Raw genomic sequence first — 18,460 nt, 5'->3', positions numbered from 1 at the left:
CGCTAGTTAGCGGAGATCTGGCGCAGAACGTACTGCAGGATGCCGCCGTTGCGGTAGTAGTCCGCTTCACCCGGGGTGTCGATGCGGAGCACTGCGTCGAAGGACTTGGCGGAGCCGTCCTCGGCGGTGGCGGTGACCTTGAGGGTCTTGGGCGTGGTGCCTTCGTTCAGGGCGGTGACGCCCTCCACAGCGAAGGTTTCCGTGCCCGTCAGGCCCAGCGTGGCGGCGGACTCGCCGGCCGGGAACTGCAGCGGCAGGACGCCCATGCCGATGAGGTTGGAGCGGTGGATACGCTCGTAGCTCTCTGCGACGACGGCCTTGACGCCCAGCAGTGCCGTGCCCTTGGCTGCCCAGTCACGGGACGAACCGGAGCCGTACTCCTTGCCGGCCAGGACCACCAGCGGGGTGCCGGCTGCCTGGTAGTTCTGGGCGGCGTCGTAGACGTAGGCCTGCGGGCCGTCAGCCTGGGTGAAGTCGCGGGTGAAGCCGCCCTCCACGCCGTCCAGGAGCTGGTTCTTGATGCGGATGTTCGCGAACGTACCCCGGATCATGACCTCGTGGTTGCCACGGCGCGAGCCGTAGGAGTTGAAGTCCTTGCGCTCCACGCCGTTGGCCAGCAGGTACTGGCCGGCAGGGGTGTCGGACTTGAACGAACCGGCCGGGGAGATGTGGTCCGTGGTGACGGAGTCGCCAAGCTTGAGCAGCACGCGGGCACCGGTGATGTCCTGGACGGGCTCCGGCTGGGCCTTCATGCCCTCGAAGTACGGGGGCTTCCGGACGTACGTGGACTTCTGGTCCCACGCGAAGGTGTCGCCGGCCGGGGTGTCGAGCGCCTTCCAGCGGTCGTCGCCCCCGAAGACGCCCTCGTAACCCTTGGCGAACATCTCCTTGTCGATGGAGGAGTCGATGACTTCCTGCACCTCGACCGGGTTGGGCCAGATGTCCTTGAGGAAAACGTCGTTGCCGGCTTCGTCCTTGCCCAGGGCGTCGGTTTCGAAGTCAAAGTCCATGGAACCGGCCAGGGCGTAGGCAATGACCAGCGGCGGGGAGGCCAGGTAGTTCATCTTGACGTCCGGGTTGATGCGGCCTTCGAAGTTGCGGTTGCCCGAGAGCACGGCGCTGACGGCGAGGTCGTTGGCCTGGATGGCCTCGGAGATCTCGGCTTCCAGCGGGCCGGAGTTACCGATGCAGGTGGCGCAGCCGTAGCCCACGATGTAGAAGCCCAGCTTCTCCAGGTACGGGGTGAGGCCCGACTTCTCGTAGTAGTCCGTGACCACCTTGGAGCCCGGGGCGACCGAGGTCTTGACCCACGGCTTGGCGGTGAGGCCCTTGTTCACAGCGTTGCGTGCCAGCACGGCGGCGGCAAGCATGACCGAGGGGTTGGACGTGTTGGTGCACGAGGTGATCGACGCGATGGTCACCGCTCCGTGGTCCAGGTCGAACTCGCGGCCGTCTTCCATCTTCACGGCGACAGGGCTGGACAGGCGGCCCTCGGCACCGTGCGCGGCGGAGTACTTCGGCGGAACGCGGTCGGTGTCGGTCACGTGGGTGCCGCCCGTGGTGAACGAGGGCGGGTCGGAAGCCGGGAAGCTTTCTTCCAGCGACTCGTCCAGCGTGCCGGCGTCGGCGTCGTGCATGACGTAGTTCTTGAGGTCGTGGCGGAACTCGTCCTTGGCCTCCGTCAGCTCGATGCGGTCCTGGGGACGCTTCGGGCCGGCGATCGACGGAACCACGGTGGAGAGGTCCAGTTCGAGGTACTCGGAGAACTTGATCTCCCGGGAAGGATCGTGCCAGAGGCCCTGTTCCTTCGCGTAGGACTCAACCAGGGCGACGTTTTCCTCGGAGCGGCCGGTGAGGCGCAGGTAGTCGAGGGTGACGTCGTCGATCGGGAACATGGCAGCCGTGGAGCCGAACTCCGGGCTCATGTTGCCGATGGTGGCGCGGTTGGCCAGCGGCACCGCGGCAACGCCTTCGCCGTAGAATTCCACGAACTTGCCAACAACACCGTGCTTGCGCAGCATCTCGGTGATGGTGAGCACAACGTCGGTGGCGGTGGCACCGGCAGGGATGCTGCCGCTGAGCTTGAAGCCGACAACGCGCGGGATCAGCATGGAGACCGGCTGGCCGAGCATGGCAGCCTCGGCCTCGATGCCGCCGACGCCCCAGCCCAGAACACCCAGGCCGTTGACCATGGTGGTGTGCGAGTCGGTGCCGACGCAGGTGTCGGGGTAGGCACGAACCGCGCCGTCCACTTCGCGGGTCATCACGGTGCGGGCCAGGTATTCGATGTTGACCTGGTGCACGATGCCGGTTCCCGGCGGGACAACCTTGAAGTCGTCGAACGCGGTCTGGCCCCAGCGCAGGAACTGGTAGCGCTCACCATTGCGCTGGTATTCGATCTCCATGTTGCGCTCCAGCGCGCCGGAGTTACCGAAGACATCGATCTGGACGGAGTGGTCAATGACCATCTCGGCCGGAGCAAGCGGGTTCACCCTCTTTGGATCGCCGCCAAGCTCCTTCACTGCCTCGCGCATGGTGGCAAGGTCCACCACGCAGGGAACACCAGTGAAGTCCTGCATGATCACGCGGGCAGGCGTGAACTGGATTTCGGTGTCGGGCTGGGCATTAGGATCCCATCCTGCCAGGGCTCGGACGTGATCGGCGGTGATGTTCGCGCCGTCCTCGGTCCTCAACAGGTTTTCAAGCAATACCTTGAGGCTGAACGGAAGGTTTTCTGCACCTTCAACGGAGTTCAACCGGAAAATTTCGTATTCGGTTCCGGCTACATTAAGTTTGCCTTTTGAACCGAAGCTGTCCACAGTGCTCATCGCAGGACTCCTCTCGCAACAGTTTCATCTTTGTCGCGCGGTAGACCGCTTGCTAGTTAGGTGGTCCTAACTAGTACAAGGTCATACACAAGAGCATGGGGTCAGCCGGGAATACGGCGCGCGACGTGGGACTACTAGGCCCATCCTAGCCACATCAGCCGCGGGGAGTCAGCAGTGCAACTGTCTCCAGGTGGTGCGTGTGCGGGTACAGGTCGAACGCCCTCAGCCCGGCCAGCTGCCAGTTGCCCTCCTGGAAGTAACCAATGTCTCGTGCGAACGACGACGGGTCGCAGGACACATAGGCAATGGCGCGGGGGCTTGAGGCAATCAGCTGGCTGACCACGGCCTTGCCCGCACCGGCGCGCGGCGGGTCGAGAATAAGGGCGTCGAACTGGCGGGGCCGCTGGCGGAGCACCCGTTCCACCTTGCCCTGCACGATCTCCACCTGCGGCGCACCGTGCAGGTTTTTCCTGGCGTCCCGGCTGGTGCCCGGTGCACCCTCCACCGACAGGACGGATCCGGTCTCCCCCACCGCGTCGGCCAGCGGCGCCGTGAACAACCCCGCTCCGGCGTAGAGGTCCGCCACCGCAGCGCCGGGTTCCAGGAACCCGCCCTCGTGCAGGAATCCCGTGACGGCACCCACCAGGGTTTCCGGCGCGTCGCGGTGGATCTGCCAGAACCCCGCACCCGTGACCCGGTAGTCGTGGCCAGCCGCAGATTCCTGCACCCAGGTCCGGCCGCGGAGCTGCAGGGTCTCATTCTTGAGTGGATCGTAGCTGGCGACGGACACATCGGCCGGGAGCTGGGCCAGGATGGAGTTCAGCCGTTTGGCGCGGGTCCCGGGGGCGGGGGCGAGCAGCACGAGCGGCCGCGAGCCGTTGGCAGGCGCGGCCACCTCCACCCGCTCGATGCCCTGAAGGTCCACATCCCACAGGCGCAGGGCGTTGATGCCCTCCACGGCCAGCGGCATTTCCTGTACGGGAATCACCTGGTCCGAGCGGTGGGCGTGCATGCCGAGCCGGCCGCTCTGGGTGACGCCGAAGCTGGCGCGCGTGCGCCACGCAAGGCCGGCCCCGCCGTCGTCCGTCTTTCCGGCACCGTCCGTCTTTCCGGCACTGTCCGCTGGTCCGCCGTCGTCCGTCTTTCCGGCACCGTCGGTTTTTGCGGCTTGTCCGACCGCTTCCACGTCCGGGAAGAGTTCGACGCCGGCCAGCCGGCTAAGCTGTTCGGCCAGCACCTCCGCCTTGAGGCTCCGCTGGCGCTGCAGCGACACGTGGCCGAGTTCGGCGCCGCCAACCGGCGGGCGCCCGTGCGCCCAGGAGCTTGCGGAATCGGCGGTCCGCCAGAAGTGCGGCACTCGGTCCGGCGAGGCTTCGAGAACTTCCACAACGTCCGCTCGCCAGAACTTCGCCTTCTCTTCGGCATCGGTGAGCCTGACCCGCACCCGCTCCCCCGGAATGCCGTGGCGGACGAAGACGACGCGGCCCTCATGGCGGGCAACGCAGTGTCCGCCATGGGCGACGCGGCCGACGTCGACCACCAGTTCGAGTCCGGTGGAAGTGGTCTGGGTGTCCGGGCTCATTGAATGTCCTGCAGTCTCTTGGCTTCTTCGGATGATTTGAGCTGCCAGGGAACGCTGGCAACCATGACGCCCGGCTCGAAGTGGAGCCGGGTCTTGATGCGGAGGGCTGTCTGGTTGTGCACCAGCTGCTCCCACCATTTGCCCACCACGTACTCGGGGATGTAGACCACGATCAGGTCCCGGGGCGAGTCCCGGCGCATGTTCTTGATGTAGTCCATGATCGGCGTGACCGTCTCGCGGTAGGGGCTGGCGAGGATGGTCAACGGAACCGGGATCTCCAGTTTCTCCCAGTCGGCAAGGGTGTGCGCTGTTTCCTCGGCGTTGATGTCCACCGTGATGGCGTCCAGCCGCGACGGCCGGGAGGCCCGGGCATACGCAAGGGCGCGGAGCACGGGCTTGCGCACGTGGGACACCAGCAGCACTGCGTGCACGCGGGTGGGCAGGGCGCGCGGCGACGAATCCTCGTCGACCGCCAGCTCCTTGGCCACATTGTCATAGTGCGCGCGGATGCTCCACATGATGAGGAACAGCACGAACATGGCCAGCAGGGCAATCCAGGCACCCTGTTCAAACTTGGTGATGAGCACGATCACCAGCACAAGCGCCGTCATGCCGAAGCCGATCATGTTGATGGTTCGCGACTTGATCATCCGACGTTTGACGGCCTTGTCCTTGGCCAGTTTCAGCTCGCGGCCCCAGTGCCGGACCATGCCCAGCTGGCTTGCGGTAAACGAGATGAAAACGCCCACGATATACAGCTGGATGAGCTTGGTGACGTCCGCGTTGAACGACAGGATCAGGACCAGGGCGCCGGCCGCCAGGGCAAGCACACCGTTGCTGAAGGCGAGCCTGTCGCCGCGGGTGCGCAGCTGCCGGGGCAGGTATCCGTCCTGGGCGAGGATGGAGCCCAGCACCGGGAAACCGTTGAAGGCCGTGTTGGAGGCAAAAACGAGGATGACGCCCGTGGCCGCGACCACGATGTAAAACGGAATGGAGCCGGCGCCGAATATGGTCTGCGCAATCTGGCTGATGGCCGGGTTCTGGATGTAGCCCTCCGGCAACGGCTGCCCGTTGAGCAGGAACTCCTTGGCCGGATCGAGCACGATGTGCACTTTGGTGGCGTTGGCCAGGTAAATAATGCCTGCCAGCATGGCCGATGCGATGATCCCGAGCAGCAGCAGCGTGCTGGCCGCGTTCTTGCTCTTGGGCTTCTGGAAGTTCGGCACCCCGTTGCTGATCGCTTCCACGCCTGTCAGGGCGGCGGCACCCGATGAGAATGCCCGCAGCAGCAGGAATGCGCCCGCGAGTCCGACGAGTCCCTCGTCGAAACCGGCGGCCGGCACGATCTCGAAGGCAGCCGACGGCGCCCGGCCCAGTTGGCCGGTCACGGCCTGGAAGATGCCGACGGCGGTCATGCCCAGGATGGATGCCATGAAGATGTACGTCGGCACTGCGAAAACGCTGCCTGCTTCCTTGATGCCGCGCAGGTTGACCAGCGCCAGGATCACCACGCCGATGGTGGCGATTAATGCCTGCTGGCCATGGAGTGACGGGATGGCGGTGGTGAGGTATGCGGCCGCGGATGACATGGACACGGCAACGGTGAGCACGTAGTCCACGAGCAGCGCTGACGCCACGGTCAGTCCGGCGTACTTGCCCAGGTTTTCGTTGGCGATCTCGTAGTCGCCCCCGCCTGAGGGGTAGGCGTGGACGTTCTGGCGGTAGGACGCCACAACGGTCAGCAGGACCACCATGACGGCGAGGCCCACGAGCGGGGAGAACGCCACGGCACTCACGCCTGCCAAGGCCAGCGTGAGGAGAATCTCATCGGGGGCGTAGGCGACGGAGGACAGTGCATCCGAGGCGAAGATGGGCAGCGCGATCCTCTTCGGCAGGAGCGTGTGGGCCATCCTGTCGTTCCTGAAGGGCCTCCCCACCAGCACGCGCTTCGCGGCATTCAGAATTGTCAGCACCACACAAAGTTAGTCTGATTCGCACGCGATGTCATGGCAGGTTTCCGGCGGTAGAGTCTTACGGAGCAGTCGGCGAGAGTTGAGGAGAGAACGCGTGGCGCACTTCGTGATCATGGGTTGTGGACGCGTTGGGGCCACGTTGGCGCACACGCTCGAGGATGCCGGCCATTCGGTGGCCATCATCGACCAGGATGACCGCGCCTTCCGCCGCCTTCGCTCGGGCTTCACCGGCCGGAAAGTGACCGGCGTCGGCTTTGACCGCGACACCCTGAAGCAGGCGGGCGTTGCGGACGCCTATGCCTTTGCGGCTGTGTCCAGCGGCGACAACTCCAATATCCTGGCGACCAGGGTGGCGCGTGAGACATTCCACGTGCAGCACGTTGTGGCCCGCATCTATGATCCCGGCCGCGCCGAGATCTACCAGCGGCTGGGCATCCCCACGGTGGCCGCGGTGCGATGGAGCGCCGACCAGGTCCTGCGCCGCATCCTTCCTGAACAGCACCTCGCCGGAGACTTCCGCGACCCCTCCGGCCGCCTCGTGCTCGCCGAACTCGACCTGCACCCGGACTGGGTGGGCCATCCGGTCTCCTCCATTGAAAAGGTGGCCGACGTCCGGGTCGCCTACCTGACCAGGTTCGGCGAGGGGATGCTGCCCGCCGCGGGCACCTCCTACCAGGATGGCGACAGCGTGCACGCCATGCTGCGGGCGGACCGCACCTCCGAAGTCGCCCACATCCTCGCCAAAGCCCCTGCCAAGGAGTCCTAAGTGAAAGTCGTCATCGTCGGGGCCGGAAGCGTCGGCTCCTCGATTGCCCGTGAGCTGCTGGCCCACAAACACGAGATCCTGCTCATCGACCTGAAGCCCGAAGTCATCGGGCGCAGCGGCCTGCGCGGTGCGCACTGGCTGGTGGGCGACGCCTGTGAGCTGAGCACCCTGCAGGACGCGAAGCTCGAGGACGCGGACGTGGTGGTTTCCGCCACGGGCGATGACAAGGTGAACCTCGTCGTCTCGCTGCTGGCCAAGACCGAGTTCGGCATCGGACGCACCGTGGGGCGCGTGAACAACCCGAAGAACGACTGGATGTTCAATGACTCCTGGGGCGTGGACGTTGCGGTGAACACTCCCCAGCTCATGACGGCCCTGGTCGAGGAAGCCGTTGAGATCGGCGACCTCGTCCGGCTGCTGACCCTGCAGACAGGTGTGTCATCACTCGTCGAGTTCACCGTGCCGCATGACTCCCACGCCATCGGGCTGACGGTGGGCGACATCGACTGGCCCGAGGACTCCACGCTGGTGGCCATCCTGCGGGACCAGGCACCGATCACGCCCAGCCGGGACGACGTCATTGACGGCGGCGACGAGCTGTTTTTCGTCACCACCATCGCGGCCGAAAACCAGCTGCGCGAGCTCCTGTCACCCGGCTCCGGCGAAGGGAACCCTTCAGGTGAGGAGAACGGTTCAGTTGAGGGGAACGGTTCAGGTGCGGGGCAGGACGGCGCAGCCGCGGCGCCGGCAACTGCAGATCAGGTGGGGGCGGTCAGATCAGCTGGATGACGACGGCTTCGACGGCTGACCGTCAGGCGTTGCCGCGGGCCGGGTGATGAGCCACGCGAGCCACACACCGAGGATGTACAGCGGCGCTCCCATGATGAGCCGGGTGGTGGCCAATGCCGCCAGCCCGTCCGGCCCCATCAAGTACAGGGGAACCTGCACCAGCAGGCGCAGCAGCAGCACGCCAACGATGATCCATGTGCCCAGCCGGTAGGCGCGCACCCGGGCAGGGTCCTTGCGCCAGTCCAGGCCTTCGTTCCGGATGAACCCGAACAGCAGGCCCGCGATCGGCCAGCGAACGGCGATGGATATGACCATCGCCACGATGTAGGCCGCGTTGGTCAGGAATCCCGGAAGATAAAAGTTTTCGGCCTTGCCGGTGGTGTTGGCGAGCCACGCGGAGATGCCCACACCGACGACGCCGGCCAGTGCCTGGGTCAGCGGACGGCGCTGCACGAGCCGGACCACCGTGAAGACGGCGGCGGTGCCCAACGCCGCAATGAGCGACGGCGTCAGGGCGCTGGTGGCGGTGAAGGCGATCAGGAAGACCAGGCCGGGCAGGATGCTCTCGGCGATTCCCTGGTACCCGCCGGCGCTCTTGAGCACGTCGATGCGGCCGTCGTGGGTGCGGTGCAGCCCTGCCTTGGACGCGTAGTCCTCGGCCAGCCCTGCGAAACCCGGGTTCTCGGGCGCGGGCTTGGGCTCTTCGCGGCCCGGTCCCGAATCGGGGTTCTCAGGCAAAGTCATTGGTTCTCCTGGCGGGACAGTATCTCGTAGCGGGGGTTGAACATGGTGGGCATGCCCTCTTTGATGGTCAGCATGCCTTCGAGTTTTAGTTCCGTCCCCGCGTCAATCCCGGGAATGCGACGGCGGCCCAGCCAGATGACCCGCAGCCGCCCGCGCCGTTCCGGGACCGGGGCGTCGTGGTCCGAAACGATGGCCATGAAGGATGCCACCTGGGACGGGGGCGCGTAGGTGACCGACTCGATAAATCCGTGGCACAGGACGCGCCCGCGCTCGGGCAGCCCGCGGATGGGTACCGCCTGGTCCTGCGGGCCGCCTGCATCAACCAATCTGGGTGATCTCCGGACCGCGCTCGGGCTGCTCGAAGTCCGGCTCTGCAGGGGGCACGGGCCCGGCTGCGTCCTTCGGCAGGCGCAGCTGCAACAGTTCGCGCGGCGGCATAGGATTCTCGCCCCTGATAACGACTATTTTCCGGAAGAGGTCCTCGAGGCCGGCGGCTGCTTCGCGGTCCAGCGCGGCCTCGCCGCCGAAAACGCCGCGAAGGAACCAGCGGGGGCCGTCGACGCCGATGAAGCGGGCGGCGCGGTAACCCTGGCTGCCGTCCGGGGCGCCCGCCGGCAGCTTGGCCACGAGTTCGACGCCGTATTCGCCCGGGATCTCCTCAACCTGGCCGCCCTGGCCACCGACAGACTGCCCGAGCTGCTCCCGGATCTCGTCCCAGAGCCCTTCAGACCGGGGCGCGGCAAATGCCTGCAGCTGCAGGCTCGACCCCTCAAGGTCCATGGTCACGGCAACGACGCGCTGGGTTGCTTCCTCAACTTCGAGCCGGAGCTGGAGTCCCTCGCGCGGGGCAATGAGCAGGGCGCCGAGGTCCACATAGCCGTCACGGCTGCTGACCTCGGAGACGTCGAAGGGACCGTTGGCCCTGCGGTCGTCCGCGGCGTTCCCGGCCGGATCAGGGGTAACGCCGTCCTGGACGTCCTCCGGTTCTGCCGATTCCTGCTTCTTGGCTTTCTTGCCCCGCCCAAAAACCATGCGTTGTCTCCTTAGTTGTGATCGTGTCGCGCTCCCCGAACCGCGGGTGTGCAGCTAAGCCGGTGTTGTGCCGCTACGCGCCCGGAACGGCAAACCCGCCCGTGGAGCCGAACCCGCCGGCACCGCGGACAGAGTCGTTCAGCTCCCCCACGGCGACGAACTGCGCGTGCTCCACGCGCTGGATCACCATCTGTGCAATTCTATCGCCGCGCCGCAGTTCTATGGCCTGGTCGCGGTCGGTGTTGAGCAGCGTCACCGCGATCTCTCCGCGGTACCCGGCGTCGACAGTCCCCGGTGCATTAACGACGGTAAGACCGTGTTTGGTGGCGAGGCCCGACCGGGGGTGGATGAGGGCTACAAAGCCATCCGGCAGTGCGATGGATACACCGGTGGGGACCAGGCGCCGCTCGCCCGGTTCGAGCACCACGTCCTCGCGGGCCCGCAGATCCGCCCCGGCGTCACCAGGGTGGGCGTACGACGGCGCTTCGAGGCCGTCGTCGAGCATTTTCAGCTGTACCTGCACCGTGGGTGCTCCGAACTCCGCCCTGGGCTGCGCAACTGCAGCCGCGGGAGCCTGCTGCACTGGAGCCTGCTGTGCGAGGGATGTCATGGCCGTTGATTCGTCAGTCACAGTCCCACACTCTATCGCCCGCGCTCTGACTCCTCCTACTGCAGAAGGTCCGCACTACTGGCCACTAAGCTTGGGGGCATGCCCGAATCAAGCGCCGCCGTCCCTTCCCGCAACCCGTCTTCACCGGACGAAACCGTGCTTTTCTCCGAGAAGCTGTGGCCCGGCGCCTGGATTTGGGTTGTCGCCCTGGGCATCGCATCGGCCGGCATCCTGGTTTTCGCCCCCATCAGCATGGTGGCCGGCTTCACGGCGGCTGCTGTCCTGTTCGCCATCGAAGCCGTACTGCTGGTCCTGTCCACGCCGTCAGTGTCTGTAACGACACTCACCGTTCAGGTGGGCCGGGCCAGCATCGAACGCAGCCTGGTCGGCGGGGCTGCGGCGCACCGCGGCAAAGAGGCGACGGCGGAGCGCGGCACGCGCCTGAACGGCCTCGCCTACATGTGCATCCGGGGGTGGATCGATCCGGTGGTCAGGATCGAGATCACCGACCCGTCGGACCCCACGCCATACTGGCTGACGTCCACCCGCCGCCCGGAGGAACTCGCGGCCGCCATCAACGGGAAGTAAGCACGCGCCTGGCCCTTACCGGCCACGAGCCCTCACAATCGCGCCTAGCCTTCACAGTCGCGCCTAGCCCTCACAGTCGCGACAGTACAGCAGACCGTTCTTTTCGCGGGCGATCTGGGAGCGGTGCCGGACCAGGAAGCACGAGGCACAAGTAAATTCGTCGGCCTGGGCGGGCATGACGCGGACCGTCAGTTCCTCGCCGGACAGGTCGGCTCCGGGAAGCTCGTAGCGTTCGGCGAGGTCGGACTCGTCCTCCTCCACCACCGCTGTCGGTTTCTCCACACGGCGGGTCTTCAGCTCCTCAATCGAGTCCTCACTGAGGTCCTCTTCGGACTTCCGCGGCGCATCATAATCAGCGGTCACGCGCACATTGTCCTCTCTGCCTTGCGGAAAAGCGATACCCGGCACCAACGCCTCCCAGGGCTTCCGATGGCCGCCCAAAACTCCCGGAATTTCGCGGCGCGCCCTCTGCCCTAACGGGAAAAGACAGTGCGGGGTGGCAGAGTTTCGAATGATAGTAATGCCAGGGTGGAGGATTGTATGCAGGATCTACGGCTTGTAGGCGTGCACGACGACGGGGAGCATCTCCTGTTAAGCGGCACCGCCGGCGCAATGTTCCGGCTGCCCATCAACGAGGCGCTTAGACTGGCTGCCAGCCGGCCCTCTGCGCGACCGTCCGCGGTTACCCTCGTGGCCTTGTCCCCCCGCGACATCCAGGCGAAAATCCGCAGCGGCGCCACGGCAGCCGAGGTTGCCGCCGCCTGCGGCATGCCGCTGGATAAGGTCGAGCGGTACGAAGGGCCAGTCCTGGCCGAACGGGCGTACATCGCCCAGCAGGCCCAGAAGGTCGAGGTTGCCTCCCCCGCCCCGGGGCACGACGTATACCGTTCGGCTTTCGGCGACAACCCCGCCACCCTCAGCGACATGGTGGCCCACCGGCTCACCGCCCACGGCATCCAGACCTCCACTATGGAGTGGGATTCATGGCGCCGGCCGGACGGCACCTGGACCGTGGTGGCCAAGTTTGAAGCTGCCCCCGGCGGCCACGCGAGCATCGGCGAAGAACCCCCCGCCATGTGGACGTTCAACCCCACCCGCAAATCCCTGCAGAACGCGAACCGCTGGGCCCAGCAGCTCAGCGAACTGGAGCCCCTCGACGGGCCCGTGCCGGCCCGCAGGCTCTCCGCGGTGTCCGACAGGCCCTTCGACTTCGAGACCGACGCGGAAGCCGCGGCGCGCAACGGCATTGGGGCCGGCGCTGGAACCGGCACCGAGCAGCAGAAGGACCCGGACGGCCTGCTGGACATGCTGCGTTCGCGGCGCGGCCAGCGGCTTGGTGTGGATGAGGACAGCGACGACGCCCTGGCGCTGCTGCTGGCAAACGGTGTCCCGGCCGCCCACCCGCGGGCCGAGGAAGATCCAGCAGGCACAGAGAACGAATCGCCGGCCGATGATTCCTGGCGGTCGGATGATTGGGTGGATGCCGATAGTTCTGTGCAGCAGGACGGCGCAGAGGAGGATCCGGAGTCGGAACCCGCGGAGAACGACGACTCCAGCGCCACTGCGGCTCCGGCGGACGAATTCACGCTGGCACGACGCCGTGACGGCCGGCCCTCGATGGTCTCCCGCCTCAACCTGGTTCCGCGGCATGAGGAAATAGAGGACGAGTCGCTGAAGCTTCACGACGGCGTCAGCACCCACACCCGCGAAATCACCATCGTCCCGGGTCACCCGGCAGCCGAAAAGCACAGTCCGGCCAAGCCTGAGGAGCCCAACACACCGGCGGCGCAGGTCACCGGCCCAACGACCGGCCGTGCGACGCCTGCCAACCCGGGGCTGGACGAACTTCTGGGCCGCGGCAATGCCCGGCGCCGCATGGAGGGGAACCGGATGGATGGGGCACGGCCGCAGCCCGGCCAGGGAGCAGCCCGCGCCGATCAGGACCGGGACGAGCCGGAACGCCAGCCGGCCCGGCCGAAGCGCTCGAGTGTTCCCAGTTGGGACGAAATCGTCTTCGGCACCCGCGGCGACTAGCTGGTAGCCACTAGCTGCCAGCGCCGTGCCACAGGCAGGCGTCCACCTCAAACGGGAGCAGCTGGTCCTGCTGGGCAATGATGCTGGCGCCATGAGCGGTGACGCGCCGCATGAAGTGCCTCCGGCACAGCGTTTCGTAGCCCACCGCCGGCGTATGGCTGGCATCACAGCCGGGATCGCCGGCCCCAGCAGCGGCCGCTGCGTCAAAGGCCATGTCCACGTCGCCGACCACCACCTGGGCACCTTCGGTGACCATCACGCCGTCGACCGTCCTGGCGTTATGGGTGGCGCGCCGGCCGCACCAGCACAACGCTTCAACCTGGAGGACCTGCACCCGGTCCGCGAGTTCAATCAGGCGCTGCGAACCAGGGAAGAGGCGGGTCCGGAAGTCCGCGGTGATGCCGAAGGCAAAGACGTCCACCTCGATCTCGTCCACCACGCGGGCCAACTGCTCCACCTGGGCACCTGAATAGAACTGTGCCTCGTCGCAGATGAGGTAGTCTACGCGGACCCCCTGGGTGCGTCGGAGCACCACTTCGTCCCAGAAGTCCGTGGAATCAACGACTTCCACGGCCTCGGCCTGCAGCCCCAGGCGGCTGGAGATTTTGGAGTCGCCGGCGCGGTCGTTGCGGCTGAACCGCACCCCGCCCCGGCCGCGGGCGCGGTGGTTGTAGTCCATCTGCAGCGCAAGGGTTGACTTGCCGGAGTCCATGGTTCCGGAGAAGAAGACGAGCTCAGCCACGGGATCCCCGGCGGTTGCCTGCCTTGCCAGAACCTGTCCTGGCTGGGGCTGCCTTGCCGGAAGCCTGGAAACTGAGCAGCGGGACTTCGCGTTCGGCCTTGGTCAGGGAACCATGCTGGCCCACTACTTCCATGGCTGTCGGACGCACCCGGCGCGTGTCGTAGAACGCCAGCGCGTCCCGGGCTGCCACCATCACATCGCCCAGCCGTCCTGTGACCTCGGGCCGGACCGTTCCGAAGAGTCCTGCAGCCACGGCTTCCTCCCTGGTGAAAGCCCAGATCCTGTCGCCGAAGCGGGCACGCCAGGCCGCCAGGAGACGATCCCGTGCGGCATCGCCGGCGTCGTCCTCCAGGTACAGGTGCACCATGCGCGGTTCCCCGGCGGTGTGCCGGACGCCGTCCACGAGGGCGCGATCGGCGGCGTAGTCGAGGCGCTGTGACTCCGCGACGTCCAGCATGCCGTGGTCCGCCGTGACCAGCACTGTGGTTCCGGCCGGGAGGGTGGTATTCAGCCGCTTGACGGTGGCATCCAGCTCCTCGAGCTGATGTTCCCACTGCGGCGACTGCGCACCGTACCGGTGACCGGCCTTGTCCAGGTCGTTCACGTAGAAGTACATGAGGGCGGAGTCCCCGTCGGCCATGGCCTCCGCTGCCGCCTCGGTGCGGGCGTGGGAGGTGGTGGCGGAGACGAAGGTGCCGCCGCGCAGCGCAGCCTGGGTCATGGGCGAGCCGCCGAACTGCGGCAGGCTGACGGTGGTGACGGCAACGTGTTCGGAGGCGCGTTCGAAGACGGTGGGGAAAGGCTGCCACTGCTGCGGGTCCACGGCGGCATCCCAGTTGCCCAGCATGTTGACCACCTTGTCCTGGTCCGGATCCAGGACGTCATAGCCCACCAGCCCGTGTTGGCCGGGGGCGAGTCCCGTGCCCAGGCTGGCGAGGGAGGCTGCGGTGGTGGAAGGGAAGGCCGCATCCAGCCAAACGGGCACGGCACCCTGGCCCTGCTGCAGGACGCCCCGGAGGAAGGGGGTGTGCGCGGTCTTCTGCTTGAGCAGGCTGCGTCCCAGCCCGTCGGCCAGGACCACGCACACGCGCTTCGCCTGCGGGAGGCCCAACGCGTTCTCGAAGCCCGGCACCCCGAGACTGGCCGCCGCGCTGCCCAGCACCTCGGCCACGGAGCGGCGGCCGTAGGCCGGGGCGGCCGGCAAGCCGCTTACCGCTGGCCCACTTACGGCAGGCCCGGAGTCCGTGGTCCGTGTCGCAGAGTCTGAGGAATGGTTGTCCTGCTCCCGCATCTCAGCGCTTGTGCCCGCGGCTGAGCCGGTTGGCAAAAACGCCCATGCGGGGACGCGGGTGGGTGGCGGACGGCGCATGCCGCACCGGGGTGGGGGATCCGGTGTTCACCGCGCGAAGGGCACGGGCAAAAAGCTTGGCGTCCTGGACCGCCTGCAGGCCGTCCGCTTCGGCGCTGATGCGCAGGACGATGTCCTCCTGGGCAATGGTGCCGCTGTAGCCGTGGTCGGCCTCGCACTGCGGGTCGCCGCAGCTCGCCGGACCCATGTCCAGGCGCTGGCCGCCGGACCAGGCGATGGACAGGGTGACCTCGCGGACGGGGTCCGAAGGCTTGTAGTTCTGCGGCTGGGCGTACATGTAGCTCAGGACCACCGAACGGATCTGCGCCACCGGGACGGATTCCGTGGAAATCTGTGCCACGATCTGCTCGCCCGCTTCGTCGAGCTGCTGGTCGTCCACGTGCGTGATCACCAGCATGTCCTCGGTCAGGACCAGGACGGTAATGTGCCGGCGGACCTCGGCGCGGTCAAAATGCGTCTCGAGGTGGACCAGGTGTGCAAGGCAGTCCCGGCCGTCCAGGGCGTCATCCACCACATCGGCCACCAGCAGCGGGTAAAAGCCGGCCTGCTGCAGGGCGCCGTCGAGGCTCTGGCCCTGCACGCTGTGGTCGTGTGAGCTGTGGTGGAAAGCCTGCGGGCTGTGGTCGGGCGCTTGAGGCTTCGAGGTGGGAGGCTGGGAGCTCATTTCCCCATTTTCACAGATCGGTGTGGCACATGCTAACCAGGCAGCTAGCTGCGCATCGCCCTCCGCGCGCTGTCGGTGCGCTGCGCGGCGTTGCCGATCCGCACGTCGGCGGCAAGGATGAACGCCCCCTGCGGCGTGGACAGGACCGGGTTGAACTCCACGAGGGCTATCTCCGGGTGCGCGTCCTTGAGCCGTGCCAACCTGGCCGTCACGTCCTCCAGGGCTGAAACGTCCACGGCGGGCAGGCCCTGGTAACCGAACAGCTTCCGGGACGCGCGCGGGCTGCGGACCAGGTCATGCAGGTCCCCGGCAGACAGCGGCGGGGCCCGGTGCGCCCAGTCGTCCAGCAGGTTCACGGCGTCGCCGGCCAGCCCGAAGGACACCACAGGCCCCAGCAGCGGATCCTCAATGGCGCGGAGGGTGCACGCCTGGCCCACCGGAACCATGGTCTGGACCTCCAGCGACGCCGAACCGTAGGGTTCCAGCGCCCGGCGCATCTGCAGGATGTTCAGCCGGAGGGAGTCCGCATCCTGGATATCCAGCCGCACCCCGCCGAGGTCCAGCCGGTGGCGCAGCGTCGGATCGGTGGTCTTTAGCGCCACCGGCCAGCCCAGCCTGCCGGCCGCCGCCACGGCTTCATCGTCCGTGTCGAAGCCTTCCGAGGGCATGACCCTGATCCCGTAATGCGCCAGCAGGCGGGCCGCGTCGCCGGGACTGAGTTTCTTGAGTTGCTCGCCGCGGACATCGGCAAGCAGCTTTTCGAGGTCGGCGTGCGTGGCGTCAGGATCGCACCCGTCAGGATCCACGAAGAGGCCCTGGTCCCGTTCCGCCCATTCGGCGTACCGCACCACGGCGGACAGGGCGGCCACCGCCGCCCCGGGATTCGAGTAGCACGGCACCTGTGCCGCGCCGGAGCCATCCCCCACCATGCCTTCCACGTACACCGACGGATCGAGGATGCCGGTGAACGCCGCCACCACCGGCTTTCCGGCCTCGGCGGAGGCTTCTGCGAGCGCCCCGGCAATCTTCTCCACGGTCAGGCCGCGCGCCGGAAGGAAGGCAACCACTGCGGCGTGGACCGCCTCTCTGGCCAGCACCTCGCGGAGCCGGTCCCGCAGGGCCGGCAGCGCCCGCGACATTCCGGCGTCGAGGTCCAGCTCCGTCACGAGCTCCTCGACGCCCAGGCCGTGTGACTCGGCGCTGTCCGCCACTACTTTCCCCAGCGCCCCGGAGTTGCTGAACACTGCGACGCCGGCCCCCTTGGGGAGCGGCTGGGCGGACACGATCTGTGCCACGTCCATGAGCTGTTCGATGGTCTCCACCCGGATCACGCCGGACTGGCGCATCATCGAGTCCAGCGCATCGGCGGGAGCCTGAGTGGTGCGCACGGCATGGCCGGGCGGCAGCTGCAGCCCCATGGAGGTGGACTTGGCCACGATCACGGGCTTGGTCCGAGCGAGCCGCCGGGCGATGCGGGAGAATTTGCGCGGGTTGCCGATCGACTCCAGGTACAGGCCCACGGCGGTGGTGTCGGCGTCGTCCTCCCAGAACTGCATCATGTCGTTGCCGGACACATCGGCCCGGTTTCCGGCCGACAGGAAGGTGGAGATGCCGGCGCGGCGCCGGCTGGACGCCGCGTACAGCGCCACCCCGATCGCCGCGGACTGGCTGAACAGCCCGAGGCCGCCGCCGTGGGCCAGGCTGGGCGCCATGGAGGCGTTCAGCGACACCGCGGAGTTGGTGTTCACGATGCCGAGCGAGGCCGGCCCGATGACCCGCATCCCGTTGGCCCGCGCCTGCCGTACCAGCTCACGCTGCCGGGCAAGGCCCCGCTCCCCGTCCTCGGTGAATCCCGCGGAGGCCACCAGGACCCCCTTCACGCCGGCGGCCGCGCACTCATCCACCACCTTGGGGACTTCCTCGTAGGGCACCGCGACGATCGCCAGCTGCACCGGACCGGGCACCTCGGCAAGCTTGCCGAAGGACAGCATGCCGGCAAGCTCAAAGGCTTCGGGGTTGATGGCGTAAACGGGGCCGGTAAAGCCGCCTTCGATGATGTGTTCCAGGAGCTGGTACCCCACGGTCCCCCCACCGCCGGGACGCACCGATTACCGCCACCGACGACGGCGCCAGCAGGTCCTGGACGCTCCTCGCCTCCGCGCGGTGTTCCCGGGCTTCCATCACGGCACGGGATTTGTCAGTGGGGTCGATATTGAACTCCAGGCTCACCACGCCGTCGTCGAAATGGCGTTTGACGTCGTACCCGGCGTCGGAGAAGACCATGAGCATCTTGCGGTTCTCGGGGAGGACCTCGGCGCTGAACCGGCGGATCCCGTTTTCGCGGGCCGCCGCCGCGAGGTGCTCCAGCAGGATCGAACCGATGCCGCGGCCCTGGTGCGCGTCGGCGATGTTGAAGGCCACCTCGGCCTCCGCGGGGTCATCCAGCCGGTCGTACCGGCCGATGCCGATGATGTCCCCGCCCATGGTGATCACGAAGGCCACCCGGTCCCGGTAATCCACCTCGGTGAAACGCTTGAGCTCGCGGGTGGAGAGCCGTTCCTTGAAGGCGAAGAAGCGCATGTAGATGGAGTTCTGCGACTGCCGCGTGTGGAAGGTCTGCACGGCGTCCGCGTCGGCGGGGTGGATGGGGCGCAAATGCGCTGTGCCGCCGTCCCTCAAAACGACATCGGCCTCCCAATATTCCGGATATTCGCCGTCCCCGGGCTGATCCACCATAGG

The 18,460-nt window shown here is 67.1% G+C and carries 15 protein-coding genes and 1 pseudogene; 4 read left to right on the top strand and 12 right to left on the bottom strand.

Annotated elements, in window-relative coordinates; all coding sequences use genetic code 11:
• Positions 1-2: 2 nt before the first annotated feature.
• From ACHMXB_RS04390 to ACHMXB_RS04380, 3 genes are all read right to left on the bottom strand, one after another.
• Positions 3-2,828 (bottom strand): aconitate hydratase, encoded by a 2,826-nt coding sequence (locus tag ACHMXB_RS04390; protein WP_395403086.1) that lies wholly within the window; start codon positions 2,826-2,828, stop codon positions 3-5.
• A 154-nt stretch (positions 2,829-2,982) separates the two neighbouring features.
• Entirely contained in the window at positions 2,983-4,410 is a 1,428-nt protein-coding gene (locus tag ACHMXB_RS04385) for a class I SAM-dependent RNA methyltransferase (RefSeq protein WP_395403084.1), read from the bottom strand.
• Positions 4,407-6,383, bottom strand: a complete 1,977-nt coding sequence (locus ACHMXB_RS04380; RefSeq protein ID WP_395403082.1) for an APC family permease — start codon at positions 6,381-6,383, stop codon at positions 4,407-4,409. Before ACHMXB_RS04380 ends, ACHMXB_RS04385 begins: the two co-directional genes overlap by 4 nt.
• Before the next feature lie 94 nt (positions 6,384-6,477).
• On the opposite strand from ACHMXB_RS04380, the gene ACHMXB_RS04375 reads away from it, so the two are divergent.
• Together ACHMXB_RS04375 and ACHMXB_RS04370 are read left to right on the top strand one after the other, a co-directional pair.
• Positions 6,478-7,149: a potassium channel family protein gene (locus ACHMXB_RS04375; protein ID WP_395403080.1), complete on the top strand. Its 672-nt coding sequence runs from the start codon at positions 6,478-6,480 to the stop codon at positions 7,147-7,149.
• Positions 7,150-7,938 carry a potassium channel family protein gene (locus ACHMXB_RS04370; RefSeq protein WP_395403078.1) on the top strand — a complete coding sequence of 263 codons (789 nt, stop codon included), beginning with the start codon at positions 7,150-7,152 and terminating at the stop codon, positions 7,936-7,938.
• On the opposite strand, the gene ACHMXB_RS04365 is transcribed toward ACHMXB_RS04370, so the two are convergent.
• The 4 genes from ACHMXB_RS04365 to dut form a co-directional block, all read right to left on the bottom strand.
• Positions 7,927-8,682: a DUF3159 domain-containing protein gene (locus ACHMXB_RS04365; RefSeq protein ID WP_395403076.1), complete on the bottom strand. Its 756-nt coding sequence runs from the start codon at positions 8,680-8,682 to the stop codon at positions 7,927-7,929. The genes ACHMXB_RS04370 and ACHMXB_RS04365 overlap by 12 nt on opposite strands.
• On the bottom strand, positions 8,679-9,008 hold the full coding sequence (locus ACHMXB_RS04360) for a hypothetical protein (protein ID WP_395403074.1): 330 nt from the start codon (positions 9,006-9,008) through the stop codon (positions 8,679-8,681). Before ACHMXB_RS04360 ends, ACHMXB_RS04365 begins: the two co-directional genes overlap by 4 nt.
• Positions 9,001-9,714: a DUF3710 domain-containing protein gene (locus ACHMXB_RS04355; protein ID WP_395403072.1), complete on the bottom strand. Its 714-nt coding sequence runs from the start codon at positions 9,712-9,714 to the stop codon at positions 9,001-9,003. The genes ACHMXB_RS04360 and ACHMXB_RS04355 overlap by 8 nt, the downstream gene beginning before the upstream one ends.
• A 73-nt stretch (positions 9,715-9,787) precedes the next feature.
• On the bottom strand, positions 9,788-10,345 hold the full coding sequence (gene dut, locus ACHMXB_RS04350) for a dUTP diphosphatase (protein WP_395403070.1): 558 nt from the start codon (positions 10,343-10,345) through the stop codon (positions 9,788-9,790).
• Positions 10,346-10,423: 78 nt separating this feature from the next.
• On the opposite strand from dut, the gene ACHMXB_RS04345 reads away from it, so the two are divergent.
• On the top strand, positions 10,424-10,912 hold the full coding sequence (locus tag ACHMXB_RS04345) for a DUF3093 domain-containing protein (RefSeq protein ID WP_395403068.1): 489 nt from the start codon (positions 10,424-10,426) through the stop codon (positions 10,910-10,912).
• A 63-nt stretch (positions 10,913-10,975) separates the two neighbouring features.
• Here the strand turns inward: ACHMXB_RS04345 and ACHMXB_RS04340 are convergent, their stop codons facing one another.
• On the bottom strand, positions 10,976-11,275 hold the full coding sequence (locus tag ACHMXB_RS04340; RefSeq protein ID WP_395403066.1) for a DUF4193 domain-containing protein: 300 nt from the start codon (positions 11,273-11,275) through the stop codon (positions 10,976-10,978).
• Between the two features lie 177 nt (positions 11,276-11,452).
• Here ACHMXB_RS04340 and sepH point away from each other — a divergent pair, with 177 nt between their 5' ends.
• On the top strand, positions 11,453-12,946 hold the full coding sequence (gene sepH, locus ACHMXB_RS04335; RefSeq protein ID WP_395403064.1) for a septation protein SepH: 1,494 nt from the start codon (positions 11,453-11,455) through the stop codon (positions 12,944-12,946).
• Positions 12,947-12,956: 10 nt separating this feature from the next.
• Here the strand turns inward: sepH and ACHMXB_RS04330 are convergent, their stop codons facing one another.
• The 4 genes and pseudogenes from ACHMXB_RS04330 to ACHMXB_RS04315 form a co-directional block, all read right to left on the bottom strand.
• Complete coding sequence (locus tag ACHMXB_RS04330; protein WP_395403062.1) at positions 12,957-13,688, bottom strand: thymidine kinase; 732 nt, start codon at positions 13,686-13,688, stop codon at positions 12,957-12,959.
• On the bottom strand, positions 13,681-14,979 hold the full coding sequence (locus tag ACHMXB_RS04325) for an alkaline phosphatase family protein (RefSeq protein WP_395403060.1): 1,299 nt from the start codon (positions 14,977-14,979) through the stop codon (positions 13,681-13,683). The genes ACHMXB_RS04330 and ACHMXB_RS04325 overlap by 8 nt, the downstream gene beginning before the upstream one ends.
• A 1-nt stretch (position 14,980) precedes the next feature.
• The gene (locus tag ACHMXB_RS04320; RefSeq protein WP_395403058.1) at positions 14,981-15,721 is read right to left on the bottom strand and encodes a DUF5998 family protein; all 741 of its coding nucleotides are present in this window, start codon (positions 15,719-15,721) and stop codon (positions 14,981-14,983) included.
• Between the two features lie 44 nt (positions 15,722-15,765).
• A pseudogene (locus ACHMXB_RS04315) lies at positions 15,766-18,457 on the bottom strand (GNAT family N-acetyltransferase).
• Positions 18,458-18,460 lie beyond the last annotated feature (3 nt).

Origin of the sequence: Arthrobacter sp. UC242_113 (assembly GCF_044054585.1) — a bacterium.
Lineage (GTDB): Bacteria > Actinomycetota > Actinomycetes > Actinomycetales > Micrococcaceae > Arthrobacter.
Note: the sequence above shows the minus strand (reverse complement) of the source record. Positions and strands in the feature narration are given on the sequence as shown.